10 protein-coding genes are annotated in these 13346 nt (G+C 71.4%); 6 read left to right on the forward strand and 4 right to left on the reverse strand.

All coding sequences use genetic code 11. The annotated features are described in order from the left end of the window. Positions 1 to 53: 53 nt before the first annotated feature. Complete coding sequence (locus tag Sri02f_RS30950) at positions 54 to 602, forward strand: bacterial proteasome activator family protein (RefSeq protein ID WP_109004629.1); 549 nt, start codon at positions 54 to 56, stop codon at positions 600 to 602. 117 nt (positions 603 to 719) lie between these two features. Here Sri02f_RS30950 and Sri02f_RS30955 read toward each other — a convergent pair whose 3' ends face one another. Continuing rightward, positions 720 to 2342, reverse strand: a complete 1623-nt coding sequence (locus Sri02f_RS30955) for a protein kinase domain-containing protein (RefSeq protein ID WP_109004630.1) — start codon at positions 2340 to 2342, stop codon at positions 720 to 722. Between the two features lie 413 nt (positions 2343 to 2755). Here Sri02f_RS30955 and Sri02f_RS30960 point away from each other — a divergent pair, with 413 nt between their 5' ends. After that, positions 2756 to 4282, forward strand: coding sequence for a protein kinase domain-containing protein (locus Sri02f_RS30960; protein WP_245970884.1), 1527 nt, complete (start codon positions 2756 to 2758; stop codon positions 4280 to 4282). Between the two features lie 142 nt (positions 4283 to 4424). Here Sri02f_RS30960 and Sri02f_RS30965 read toward each other — a convergent pair whose 3' ends face one another. Continuing rightward, complete coding sequence (locus Sri02f_RS30965; protein WP_445009693.1) at positions 4425 to 5750, reverse strand: phosphotransferase; 1326 nt, start codon at positions 5748 to 5750, stop codon at positions 4425 to 4427. A 549-nt stretch (positions 5751 to 6299) separates the two neighbouring features. On the opposite strand from Sri02f_RS30965, the gene pdhA reads away from it, so the two are divergent. From pdhA to Sri02f_RS30980, 3 genes are read left to right on the forward strand one after another with little or no spacing between them, the layout of a single operon-like run. Next, entirely contained in the window at positions 6300 to 7520 is a 1221-nt protein-coding gene (gene pdhA, locus Sri02f_RS30970) for a pyruvate dehydrogenase (acetyl-transferring) E1 component subunit alpha (RefSeq protein ID WP_069771529.1), read from the forward strand. Between the two features lies 1 nt (position 7521). After that, positions 7522 to 8514 (forward strand): alpha-ketoacid dehydrogenase subunit beta, encoded by a 993-nt coding sequence (locus Sri02f_RS30975; protein WP_109004633.1) that lies wholly within the window; start codon positions 7522 to 7524, stop codon positions 8512 to 8514. Positions 8515 to 8524: 10 nt separating this feature from the next. Continuing rightward, entirely contained in the window at positions 8525 to 10012 is a 1488-nt protein-coding gene (locus Sri02f_RS30980; protein WP_109004634.1) for a dihydrolipoamide acetyltransferase family protein, read from the forward strand. 88 nt (positions 10013 to 10100) lie between these two features. Here Sri02f_RS30980 and Sri02f_RS30985 read toward each other — a convergent pair whose 3' ends face one another. Both Sri02f_RS30985 and Sri02f_RS30990 read right to left on the reverse strand, forming a co-directional pair. Next, positions 10101 to 11348 carry an MFS transporter gene (locus Sri02f_RS30985; RefSeq protein WP_245970894.1) on the reverse strand — a complete coding sequence of 416 codons (1248 nt, stop codon included), beginning with the start codon at positions 11346 to 11348 and terminating at the stop codon, positions 10101 to 10103. A gap of 62 nt (positions 11349 to 11410) precedes the next feature. Beyond that, a complete protein-coding gene (locus tag Sri02f_RS30990) occupies positions 11411 to 12094 on the reverse strand; it encodes a GntR family transcriptional regulator (protein WP_109004720.1) in 684 nt (227 codons plus the stop codon). Positions 12095 to 12363: 269 nt separating this feature from the next. On the opposite strand from Sri02f_RS30990, the gene Sri02f_RS30995 reads away from it, so the two are divergent. Continuing rightward, complete coding sequence (locus Sri02f_RS30995; RefSeq protein ID WP_109004636.1) at positions 12364 to 13266, forward strand: D-alanyl-D-alanine carboxypeptidase family protein; 903 nt, start codon at positions 12364 to 12366, stop codon at positions 13264 to 13266. Positions 13267 to 13346: the final 80 nt, after the last annotated feature.

The raw sequence follows: 13346 nt of genomic DNA on the forward strand, positions 1-13346 counted from the left end.
TGTCACGGGGGGCACCGCGGTGATGAGGTGGGAGCGTGCGAGAGAATGACGGCATGGAGATGCCGAGGAACGAAAGGTCGCCGGAGAACGCCCAGAAGATCCTGGTCGTAGGCCAGGACGGCATGGCGCTCGGCGGCATCGACGCCGACGAGGACTCCCGTGAGATTCCGGTCACGGAGCAGGTCGAGCAGCCGGCGAAGGTCATGCGGATCGGAAGCATGATCAAGCAGCTGCTGGAGGAGGTGCGTGCGGCTCCCCTGGACGAGGCGAGCCGGGTCCGGCTGAAGGAGATCCACTCGAGCTCGGTGAAGGAGCTGGAGGACGGACTGGCCCCGGAGCTGGTCGAGGAACTGGAGCGGCTCTCCCTGCCGTTCAACGAGGAGTCGACGCCGAGCGACGCGGAACTGCGCATCGCGCAGGCCCAGTTGGTCGGCTGGCTGGAGGGCCTCTTCCACGGCATCCAGACCACGCTCTTCGCTCAGCAGATGGCCGCGAGGGCCCAGTTGGAGCAGATGCGCCGAGCCCTGCCGCCCGGCGCGAGCCACGAGGGCATGGACGATCCGCGCGCCGCGGGCGGCCGCTCGGGCGGCCCGTACCTGTAGTCCCAGCGGCCCGTACCTGTAGTCCTGCAGTACACGTCAAGGGCCCGGCGTCGGACGCCGGGCCCTTTCACATGACGTCGGACCAGGCCGGACGGCGTCGCACGCGCCGGCGGGCCGTCACGCCGGATTGCCGGTGGAGACCTTGAGCTCGATCTCGGGCATGTTCTTGGGGTCGACGTCCGTGTCGGCGGAGGGGAACTGGTCCATGACCGCCCCGTCGCCGTACGTGTTCTCGTCGACCTTGGTGATCTTGTACTGCCAGCCGGCGGCCTGGAAGCACGCCTTGACCGAGCCGATGTACTTGAATTTGAAGTTCGGCACCCGGATCTTGGCGGGGTCGTTGTACGACTCCTGCGGCTCGGAGCACTCCGTCGCGTCGATCGTCTTGGAGGTGTCCGGCGCGCGGTAGTTCGCCGCCTTCGTCGCCGCCGGCGAGGAACTCGCGGTCCCGCCGCCGCCCTTGGAGTCGTCGTGGGAGCCGCCGCCCACGGTGAGGCTGGCGATCAGACCGCCGACCGCGACCACGGCGACGACGGCCGAGCCGATGAGGACCGGCCTGCTGTTCCTGCGGCCGCCCGAGGGCACCGCGGTCGACGGCTGCGGGCTGAGGTTGTACGCGTGCGGGGTGTGCTGCGCCTGCTGGTTGTATGCCGGAGCGGGCGTCTGATAGCCGCCCTGCTGGGGATAGCCGTAGGACGCGGCGGGCGTCGGAGTGCCGTACGGGTTCGGCCCGGGCTGGTACGGCGTCTGCACGCTTCCCTGCGGCGGGGTGCTCTGGCCGACCGGCGGGAACACCGCCGAGCCGACGCCCGCGCCGCTGGACGTCTGCGCGCCCGGGACGATGCTGGGCGGGGCCGGCTGGAAGGACGCGGCGACGCGCAGGCACTCGTCGCGCATGGCGACGGCGGTCGGAAAACGCTCGTTCGGGTTCTTCTTCAGCGCGCGGGCGACGAGCGCGTCGACGGCCGGCGGCAGCGCCCGGTTGATCGAGGAGGGAGTCACCGGCTCCTCCTGCACGTGCGCGTACGCGATCGCAAGCGGTGAATCGGCCTCGAACGGCAGCCGCCCGGTGACCAGTTGGAACAGCATGATGCCGACCGAGTACAGGTCGGACCGGGCGTCCACCCCGCGCCCCAGGGCCTGTTCGGGCGAGAGGTACTGGGGGGTTCCGACGACCATGCCCGTCTGCGTCATGGAGGTGACGCCGGACTGCATGGCCCGCGCGATGCCGAAGTCCATCACCTTGACCACGCCGCGCTTGGTCATCATCACGTTGCCGGGCTTGATGTCGCGGTGGACCAGCCCCATCTCGTGGCTGATCTCCAGCGCCGCCAGCACGTCAGCGGTGATCTTCAACGCCTTGTCGGCAGGCATCGCGCCCTGCCGGTGCACGTCCTCGTCGAGCACCGAGCCGAGCGGGCGGCCCTCGATGTACTCCATGACGATGTAGGGGGTGGTGAGCCCGTCCACGTCGTCCTCGCCCGTGTCGAAGACGGAGACGATGTTGGTGTGCGTGAGCTTGGCCACGGCCTGCGCCTCGCGCCGGAAGCGCTCGCGGAAGGCCTGTTCACGGCCCAGTTCGGTGTGCAGGGTCTTCACCGCGACCTGACGGTCGAGCACGGCGTCGTAGGCGAGGTGGACCGAGGCCATGCCGCCCTCGCCGAGCAAGTCGCGCAGCTGATAGCGGCCGGCGGCGAGCGCCCGCCCCGCGTACCGGCCCTGCGCGCCGTCCTGGCTCATCTTCTGCGTCCCCCGTTGGCCTTCTGGCGCCGTTGACTGTCGTTGATCGAAAGTGCTATTCCCGGCCAAGTCTGCCGCAGGGCACCGACACGTCAAGCTCGGTGCCCGTTCCGTGACCCTACGAGAAAGAAGCGTCGCGGAAGCGTTACAGGTGCCGCTCGGCCGGTACACGGAATTTGCACGGCTGCACGGAGTACGGGTTTGATGGCCGGTCCGTCCCGGACCGGCGCCGGGGGTCCGCCCCGGGGATCGTTCCGGGGATCGTCCCGGACCGGCGGCTTGCGTGGAGGCTGTAGCGTGGCCGACGGAGACCGTGACAACACCGCGCGCACCGCGGGCAGAAACGACGGCGAGGACTGATGGCACAGCAGCGCGCTCAGGGCCCGTCCGACCCCGAGGCGACTGGCGGCGGTATGTCAGATGCGCCGGAGAACTGGGGCAACGGAGGGCTGGTCGGAGACGGCCGATACCGGCTGACCCGCCGGCTCGGCCGAGGCGGCATGGCCGAGGTGTTCGCGGCCGAGGACGTACGTCTCGGCCGCACCGTGGCGGTCAAGCTGCTGCGCGCCGACCTCGCCGAGGACCCCGTGTCCAAGGCCCGCTTCACGCGCGAGGCCCAGTCGGTGGCCGGCCTCAACCACCATGCGATCGTCGCCGTGTACGACTCCGGCGAGGACTTCGTGGGCGGCCAGAGCGTGCCGTACATCGTGATGGAGATCGTCGAGGGGCGCACGATCCGCGACCTGCTCCTCAACGCCGAGGCGCCGGGCCCCGAGCAGGCCCTGATCATCACCTCCGGTGTGCTGGAGGCGCTCGCGTACTCGCACCAGCACGGCATCGTGCACCGCGACATCAAGCCGGCGAACGTGATCATCACGCACAACGGCGCCGTCAAGGTGATGGACTTCGGCATCGCGCGCGCCCTGCACGGCGCGTCCACGACGATGACGCAGACCGGCATGGTCATGGGCACCCCGCAGTACCTCTCGCCGGAGCAGGCGCTCGGCAAGGCCGTCGACCACCGCTCCGACCTGTACGCCACCGGCTGTCTGCTGTACGAGCTCCTGGCGCTGCGGCCCCCCTTCACCGGCGAGACACCGCTGTCGGTGGTCTATCAGCATGTGCAGGACATCCCGGTGCCGCCGTCGCAGACCTCGGGCGGGGAGTGCCCGCCGGAGCTGGACGGCCTGGTCATGCGCTCCCTCGCCAAGGACCCCGACGACCGTTTCCAGACGGCCGAGGAGATGCGCGGCCTGGTCCAGTACGGGCTGCAGATGCTGTACGACCAGGGCGGCCACACCGGCACCTGGAACACCGGCCCGGTGAGCGCGCAGGACGGCCGCGGCGCGGCCGCCGCCGGCTTCGCGGGCACCGCCGTGCTGCCGCAGGGCGCCGGCGGCCCCAGCACCTCGCAGATCCCGCAGCCGATCCTGCCCACCGGGTACGGCGGCGGTGACGACGGTGGTTTCGAGGGACACGGCAACCGGGGCAGCGGCCGCGGCAAGCTGTGGATCCTCGCCGTCTTCGCGGTGATCGCCATCGCCGCGGGCGTCGCGCTCGCCCTGAACACCAAGAACGCCGGAACCGGCGGCGGCGGGACCTCTCCGTCGCCCTCCGCCTCGCCGTCCGTGTCGGACACCGCCCCGAGCGAGAAGCCCAGCGACAAGGAGAGCGACACGTCCAGCGGCGACTCCTCGGACGACAACACCGGTTCGAACACCAACCACAACTACTCGCCGTCGTACTCGCCGTCGTATTCGCCGTCCTCCTCGCCGTCCGAGTCCGCCACCGGCGAGCCGACGGACGTGGAGACGGGTGGCAAGCCCTCGGACAAGCCCACCGACACGGAGACGGAGCCGAGCGCCCCGGCCACGGGCAGCGAGACGGGCGGGACCGACCCGGGCAACACCACCCTGGGCGGAGGCCTCGGCGGCGGGTGACCCGGTCGGCAGGTGACCCGGTCGGCCGGGCACCGCTCGGCGCGGCTGTTTTCCTCCTCCACGCGCGCGTGGGCCCTGACCGGGCTCCACGCGCGCGTGCGCGTTCCGGGGGAACCGGGCGGCCCGCAGGGCCCCCGGCGGGTCAGTCCGTGAAAGCCCCGCAGACGGCGTCGTACTCCCGCGTCCACCACACCGCGAGCGCCGAGGACGCCGGGAACTGGGAGTCCGCGCGGGTGTCGCCGCGCTCGTAGTGCCAGCGCAGCATCCAGAAGTCGTTGAGCCGTTCCCACCACACGCGGTGCACGGCTGCCGCGAGTTCGCGGGGCGAGGCTCCCGCCGCCCGCCGGTACGCGCGTGCGTACTGCCGTGTCTTCGGCAGGTCGAGCGTGCCGTCGGGCCGGACGAAGAAGATCGCGGCCGCGCGGACGGCCTCCTCCGCGCGGGGCTGCACTCCGAGCCGGTCCCAGTCGACGATGGCGGCGGGCGCGTCCCCGCGGTAGAGCAGGTTGAAGGGGTGGAAGTCCCCGTGCACCCAGCCGACCGGTCCGCCGTGCGGGGGACGCCGGTCGGCGTGCCGTTCCAGGAGCCCGCGCCGCTCCAGGAGGCGGTGGCGGGCGAGTTCGTCGAAGGAGTCGGCGGGGCGGTGTCGCCGCACGCGCCCGAGGAGGTCGTCGATGAGGACGAAGGTGTCCGCCGGGTCGGAGCTCGGGGCGGGGGCGTCGGACCGGCCGGGGGCGGTGGGCGCGAAGGGGGCAGCGGACTCGAAGGGGGCGGCGGGCCCGCCCGGGGGCGCCGGCTCGGCCCGGGCGGGCGGGTCGGCGGGGCCGGCAGGGGTGGCACGGGTGGCATGGACCGATGGAGCGGCGGGCGGGACGGGACCGGCCGCAGGGCAGATGGCCTCGGACGGAGGCGTGTGCTGCGGGTGGGGGGCGCGTTCGGCGCGCGCGTCGCGCCCGGTCGGGGTGGTGCGCTCCGGTTCGCGCGCCGGAGGCACCCGCTCTCCACGCCCCGGCGGCGGCTGCCCGGCGGGCGTTCGCATCACGTGCTCCAGGCTGGCGTGCACCACTCCGAGCAGCGCTCCGAGGCGGCCGCACTGGCCGGGGGTGAGCTGGGAGCCGTGGCGGTGACGGCCCTCGATCCACGGGTGCAGGGCGTAGGCGTGGCCGCCGACGACGGCGACCGTACGGCCGTCGCGGCCGGGCAGCGGGGGAGCGACCGGGACGCCCAGATCGGCCAGGCGCTCGGTGGCACGGTGCTGGCGGGCGATCGACGCGGGGTCGGCGGTGTCCGGGTCGAAGTGGTGCTTGAGGAAGTAGCGGCCGCGGGTGGTGCGCAGCCGGTATCCGCGGTTGAGAAGCCCTTCCTCGACGGGCTCGCAGGTGAGCGCGGAGCCGGCGGAGTACCGGTGGAGCAGAGCGCCCAGAGGGGGCGCGTGGGGCATTGAGGGGGGTACACAGGAGCGCGGCACGCGCCCGATGCTAGGCCACCTTTCCGGCCCGTGAGCTGGGCGTTGTCACACATGGTCACCAAGTGGCAACACGTGTCACAGGCGGTCGCGTCGGGTCATGCGGAAGCGTGCCGTGAGGGCGCCGGCGAGGGGTCCGCCGGGCAGGGCGTCCCGTGTGCGCACGGGCCCGCCGACCGCCGTCCCGACCGCCCGAACGGCCGCAGGTAGCTCCCCGAGGGCTCTTCCCGTGGCGCGGGTGGCCGGGATAACGTGCCGTTGCTCCGGCCTCCTGCAAGGCTGTGACCAGGCTCCTTCCCGACTTTGCCGATTTACTTGGAAATCCAAGCAAAAATGCAGGTCAGGTGGGGTTTCACAGAAATGTGAAGCACTGGGTAACGTGTCGACCGCAGGGCGCTCGCCGGGGCACCTGTCACGCCTGTTCCGGCCGAGTGACACCCACCCCGTGCACGGGTGTCGGAAACAGGTGAGCCGCTCCCCCAGGCTCTTGGAGAGCCGGGGGGACCCCAGCCACCCGGCGACCCCGGGGGCCGGACCGACGGAGGAGCACACGTGACCGTGGAGAGCACTGCCGCGCACAAGCCGCGACGCAGCGCCGGAAGCAAGGCCGGCGCCAGCGGCACCGAGCGCACCCGCACCACCGCCAGGAAGAGCGCCGAGCCCGAGCTCGTGCAGCTGCTGACGCCTGAGGGCAAGCGGGTGAAGAACGCCAAGAACGCCGAGTACGCCAAGTACGTCTCCGGTGTCACCCCTGAAGACCTCCGCGGCCTCTACCGCGACATGGTGCTCACCCGCCGCTTCGACGCCGAGGCGACCGCCCTGCAGCGCCAGGGCGAACTGGGCCTGTGGGCCTCGCTGCTCGGTCAGGAGGCCGCCCAGATCGGCTCCGGCCGGGCCACCCGCGAGGACGACTACGTCTTCCCGACCTACCGCGAGCACGGCGTCGCCTGGTGCCGCGGGGTCGACCCGACGAACCTGCTCGGCATGTTCCGCGGCGTGAACAACGGCGGCTGGGACCCCAACAGCAACAACTTCCACCTGTACACCATCGTCATCGGCTCCCAGACGCTGCACGCGACCGGGTACGCGATGGGCGTCGCCAAGGACGGCGCGGACAGCGCGGTCATCGCCTACTTCGGCGACGGCGCCTCCAGCCAGGGCGACGTGGCGGAGTCCTTCACCTTCTCCGCGGTCTACAACGCGCCGGTCGTGTTCTTCTGCCAGAACAACCAGTGGGCGATCTCCGAGCCCACCGAGAAGCAGACCCGCGTCCCGCTCTACCAGCGCGCCCAGGGCTACGGCTTCCCGGGCGTCCGGGTTGACGGCAACGACGTGCTGGCCTGCCTCGCGGTCACCCGGTGGGCCCTGGAGCGAGCCCGCAACGGTGAGGGCCCCACCCTCGTCGAGGCGTACACGTACCGCATGGGCGCCCACACCACCTCCGACGACCCGACGAAGTACCGGGCCGACGAGGAGCGCGAGGCCTGGGAGGCGAAGGACCCGATCCTGCGCCTGCGCCGCCACCTGGAGGCCTCAAACCACACGGACGAGGGATTCTTCGCGGAACTCGAAGCGGAGAGCGAGGCGTTGGGCAGACGAGTGCGCGAAGCGGTCCGCGCCATGCCGGACCCGGACCACTTCGCGATCTTCGAGAACGTGTACGCGGACGGACACGCGCTGGTCGACGAGGAGCGGGCGCAGTTCGCCGCGTACCAGGCGTCGTTCGCGACGGAATCCGAGAGCGGCTTCGCCGCGGGCACGGGGGGCAACTGAGATGGCGGACACCGCGACCACCAAGAACCTGGCCCTGGCCAAGGCGATCAACGAGTCGCTGCGCCGCGCCCTGGAGGCGGACCCCAAGGTCCTGATCATGGGTGAGGACGTCGGCAAGCTCGGCGGCGTCTTCCGGGTCACCGACGGCCTGCAGAAGGACTTCGGCGAGAGCCGCGTCATCGACACCCCGCTCGCCGAGTCGGGCATCGTGGGCACCGCGATCGGCCTGGCCCTGCGCGGCTACCGCCCGGTGGTGGAGATCCAGTTCGACGGCTTCGTCTTCCCGGCCTACGACCAGATCGTCACCCAGCTCGCCAAGATGCACGCGCGGTCGCTCGGCAAGGTCAAGCTGCCCGTCGTCGTGCGCATCCCCTACGGCGGCGGCATCGGGGCGGTCGAGCACCACTCGGAGTCGCCGGAAGCGCTCTTCGCGCACGTGTCGGGCCTGAAGATCGTCTCTCCGTCCAACGCGTCCGACGCGTACTGGATGATGCAGCAGGCCATCCAGAGCGACGACCCGGTGATCTTCTTCGAGCCGAAGCGGCGCTACTGGGACCGGGCCGAGGTCAACACGGAGGCCATCCCCGGCCCGCTGCACAAGGCCCAGGTCGTCCGCGAGGGCACGGACCTGACCCTCGTCGCCTACGGCCCGATGGTGAAGCTCTGCCAGGAGGTCGCCGCCGCGGCCGCCGAGGAGGGCAAGAACCTGGAGGTCCTGGACCTGCGCTCGGTGTCCCCGCTGGACTTCGACTCGATCCAGACGTCGGTGGAGAAGACCCGCCGCCTGGTCGTCGTCCACGAGGCGCCGGTGTTCTTCGGGTCGGGCGCGGAGATCGCCGCCCGGATCACCGAGCGCTGCTTCTACCACCTGGAGGCGCCGGTTCTGCGGGTCGGCGGCTATCACGCCCCGTATCCGCCGGCGCGCCTGGAGGAGGAGTACCTGCCGGGCCTGGACCGGGTGCTCGACGCCGTCGACCGTGCCCTGGCGTACTGAGGAGAGGGTCGTGACGACGATGACGGAAGCGTCCGTACGCGAGTTCAAGATGCCCGACGTGGGCGAGGGGCTCACCGAGGCCGAGATCCTCAAGTGGTACGTCCAGCCGGGCGACACGGTCACGGACGGCCAGGTGGTCTGCGAGGTCGAGACCGCCAAGGCCGCCGTGGAACTGCCCATCCCCTATGACGGCGTCGTGCGCTCGCTGCACTTCCCCGAGGGCACCACGGTCGACGTGGGCATGTCGATCATCGCGGTGGACGTGTCGGGCGGCGCGGCCGCCGGCCCGGTCGCCGAGGTACCGGCGCAGGCCCCCGCGCAGCCGCCGGCCGCCGCGGTGGAACCCGCGCCGAAGCCCGAGACGGTGACGCCCGCGACACCCGCGGCGGCGAAGCCGGTGGGATCGGGCCGGCAGCCGGTGCTCGTCGGCTACGGCGTGGCCGTGTCCTCCACCAAGCGTCGGCCGCGCAAGGGGCCGGAGATCACCGTCCCGCAGGTCCCGGACACCCTTCAGGCCGAGCTGAACGGCCACGGCGGCGCGACCGCCGCCAGGGAGCGCCCGCTGGCCAAGCCACCGGTCCGCAAGCTGGCCAAGGACCTCGGCGTCGACCTCGCCACCGTGGTCCCCTCCGGCCCGGACGGCATCATCACCCGCGAGGACGTCCACGCGGCGGCGAACCCGGCCGCCGTGACCGCACCGGCCGTCGAGCCGGTGACCCCGGCCGCGGCCCCCGCGGCCGCCCCGGCGACCCCGGTCCCGGCCCCCGCGGCCGCGCCCGTGGCGTCGTACGACACGGCCCGGGAGACCCGCGTCCCGGTCAAGGGCGTGCGCAAGGCGACGGCGGCGGCGATGGTCGGCTCGGCGTTCACCGCGCCGCACGTCACGGAGTTCGTGACGATCGACATGACCCGCACGCTGAAGCTCGTCGAGGAGCTCAAGCGGGACAAGGACATGCAGGGGCTCAGGGTCAACCCGCTCCTCGTCATCGCCAAGGCCCTGCTGGTCGCCGTCAAGCGTCACCCGGAGATCAACGCGTCCTGGGACGAGGCGGCACAGGAGATCGTGGTCAAGCACTACGTCAACCTGGGCATCGCGGCGGCCACCCCCAGAGGGCTGCTGGTCCCCAACATCAAGGACGCCCACGCCCAGACGCTGCCGCAGCTGGCGCAGTCCCTCGGCGACCTGGTGTCCACGGCGAGGGAGGGCAAGACGTCCCCCGCCGCCATGCAGGGCGGCACGGTGACCATCACCAACGTCGGCGTCTTCGGCGTCGACACCGGCACCCCGATCCTCAACCCCGGAGAGTCCGCGATCCTCGCCATCGGCGCGATCAGGCTCCAGCCGTGGGTCCACAAGGGCAAGGTCAAGCCCCGTCAGGTCACCACCCTGGCGCTGAGCTTCGACCACCGCCTCGTGGACGGGGAACTGGGCTCCAAGGTGCTGGCCGACGTGGCGGCGATCCTGGAGCAGCCGAAGAAGCTGATCACCTGGGGCTGAGCGGCACGGCCCGGCGGAGGGAGCCGCGCCCCGGTCACACGGGTCGCGGCGCCCCCTCGCCGAGCCGCGCGGGGAGGAGCAGCCGGCCTCAGGCCGGCACGTGCACCGTCTCCACCCTGCTGGCCACCAGCCGCTCGCGCTCCCGCCGGGCCGCCCGGCTGCGCAGGCGCAGGATCTGGCTGACCCCGAGGGCCTGCAGGACGAAGACGCAGGAGAAGGCGATCGTGTAGTCGTCGCCGGTCGCGTCCAGCAGCACGCCGATCATGAACAGCGTCGTCATGGACGCCACGAAACCGCCCATGTTCGTGATGCCGGAAGCCGTCCCCTGGCGCTCGGGCGGGTTCGCCGGCCGGGCGAAGTCAAAACCGAGCATGCTGGCGGGGCCGCACGCCCCCAGGACCGCGCAGAGCACCACGAGCAGCCACATCGGCGCGCGGTCGCCGGGGTAGGCCAGCGTCGCCGCCCACATCAGGGCCGTCGCGCCCACCGTGCCCAGGGCCAGTGGCAGCCGCGCCTCATGGTGACGGGCGACGATCTGGCCGTAGACCAGACCCACGACCATGTTGCACAGAACCACCAGCGTGAGGAGTTCACCGGCCGTCGCCCGGGTCAGACCCTCTGCCTCGACCAGGAACGGAAGCCCCCACAGAAGCAGGAACACCATCGCGGGGAACTGGGTGGTGAAGTGCACCCACAGGCCCAGCCGGGTGCCCGGCTCACGCCAGGACGCGGCGATCTGCCGGCGGACGTAGGCCGCGCCGCGGTGCGGGAACGGCTCCGGCTCATGGCCTTCGGGGTGGTCCTTCAGGAAGAGGAGCAGCAGGACCAGCACCACCACACCCGCCAGCGCGCTCCCGGCGAAGGCCGCCGTCCAGCCGACGCCGTGCAGCAGGCGCGCCAGGACGAGGGTGGAGACGAGGTTGCCCGCCATCCCCACCAGGCCGGCGAGCTGGGCGATCATCGGCCCGCGCCGCGCCGGGAACCACCGGGTCCCCAGCCGCAGCACGCTGATGAACGTCATCGCGTCCCCGCAGCCCAGCAGGGCGCGCGAGGCGAGGGCGGTGCCGTAGGACGGGGAGAAGGCGAAGCCGAGCTGACCGGCCGTGAACAGCACGACGCCGATGGCCAGCACCTTCTTCGTGCCCAGCCGGTCGACCAGCAGGCCCACCGGTATCTGCATGCCGGCGTAGACGAGCAGCTGCAGGATCGAGAACGTCGACAGAGCCGAGGCGTTCACCCGGAAGCGCTCGGCGGCGTCGAGGCCGGCCACCCCCAGCGAGGTGCGGAAGATGACCGCGACGAAGTAGACCGAGACGCCGATCCCCCAGACGGCCATCGCGCGCCGTCCGCCGGGAGGGTCACCCGGAAGGGTGGAGTTCACGCCGCGCGCCACGGTGCTCACCGGACCTCCCCGCGGGCGAGGTGGGAGAACCAGCCGATGTGCCGGTGCACGAGCTCGACGGCCCGCTCGGCGTCGCCGGAGCGCAGCGCCTGAAGGATCTCCGCGTGCTCGGTGAGGGTCTTGGCGATCCGGTCGGGATGCGAGTGCAGGACGGCGACGCCCATCCGCAGCTGCCGGTCGCGGAGTTGGTCGTAGAGCCGGGACAGGATCTCGTTGCCGCCGCTGCGGACGATCTCGGCGTGGAAGCAGCGGTCCGTCACGGCGGCAGCGGCCAGGTCGCCCGCGGCGGCCTGCTCCCGCTGCTGGGCGAGCAGTTCCTCCAGGCGGGTGAGGAGCGCGGCCGGCGCGGGCACGGCCTTGCGCGCCGCGTGCTCCTCGACCAGCAGGCGGGTCTCCACCACGTCGGCGATCTCCTGCGCGGAGACCGGCAGGACCAGCGCGCCCTTCTTCGGGTAGAGCCTGATCAGCCCTTCCGCCTCCAGCCGCAGCAGCGCCTCGCGCACCGGTGTGCGGGAGACCCCCACGGCCTCGGCGAGCTCTCCCTCGGTGAGAAGGGCGCCGCCCTCGTAACGGCGGTCCAGAACACCTTGCTTGACGTGGGCGTACACGCGATCGGCGGCGGGCGGCTGCTTGACGGGGACGGGGGTGGGGACAGGGGCGGGCGGAGCGGAGGACTGCATGCCCACAGGATAGATACAACACGTACGCATGGGGGGCCCGGTCCAGGATGCGGACCCGTCGGACGGGCGTCCGACGCGCTCCGCGGGCCTCCGGCGGGGGTCGGCGGGTGGGGTCCCGGTAAGGGGTGGATCAAGTAATCGGAAATTCTGTCCGGCAGACGCACAACTTTGTGTGCTACTTACGTGTCACACATGTGCGGCCCACCTCTTTCCCCCCCTTTGAACTTGGCCGTACCGCAGGGGCATTCGACGTAATCGGGGTATTTCAGTTGATAACCGCCATCAAGGGCATCCGAGTCCGCAGGGCCACCGCCGTTGCCGTCACCGCCGGCGCAGTGCTCGCGACCGGGGCCCTCACCGCGGCACCCGCGCAGGCTGTCGCGACGCCCACGATCGCCGCCAAGACCGGCTTCGTGATGAACAACGCGAACGGTGCGGCGCTTTACAACAAGGGCATGGACACCAAGATGTCCACCGGCTCCACCACCAAGATCATGACGGCGAACGTCGTCCTGTCGCAGACGAACCTGAACCTGGACACCAAGGTCACCATCCAGAAGGCGTACAGCGACTACATCGTCGCGAACACCGCGTCGTCCGCGCGGCTGATCGTCGGCGACAAGGTCACGGTCCGTCAGCTGCTCTACGGGCTGATGCTGCCGTCCGGCTGTGACGCCGCGTACGCCCTGGCCGACACGTACGGCACGGGCACCACGCGGGCCGCGCGCGTGAAGAGCTTCATCGCCAAGATGAACAGCAAGGCGAAGACGCTCGGCATGACGAACACGCACTTCGACTCGTTCGACGGCATCGGCAGCGGGGCCAACTACTCCACCGCCAAGGACCTCACGAAGCTCGCCAGCAACTCGCTGAAGAACGCGAACTTCCGTGCGGTCGTCAAGACCAAGTCGTACACCGCCAAGACCATCACCAAGACCGGCTCGACCCGCACCATGGGCGCGTGGGTCAACACCAACACGCTGCTGAGCAGCTACAGCGGCACCATCGGCGTGAAGACGGGCTCCGGCCCGGAGGCGAAGTACTGCCTCGTCTTCGCCGCCACCCGCAACGGCAAGACCGTCGTGGGCACGGTGCTGGCCTCCACCAGCGTGACGGTGCGCGCCGCCGACGCGACGAAGCTGCTGAACTACGGCTTCGCCAGGCTGGGCTGACCCCCGGTCGCTCTCTGAGCACGCGGAACGGGCCCGTCGTGATCGTCACGACGGGCCCGTCCCGTAAGCTGCCGCGCCGG

It is taken from the genome of Streptomyces rishiriensis (assembly GCF_003112535.1).
GTDB classification, from domain to species: Bacteria; Actinomycetota; Actinomycetes; order Streptomycetales; family Streptomycetaceae; genus Streptomyces; species Streptomyces rishiriensis.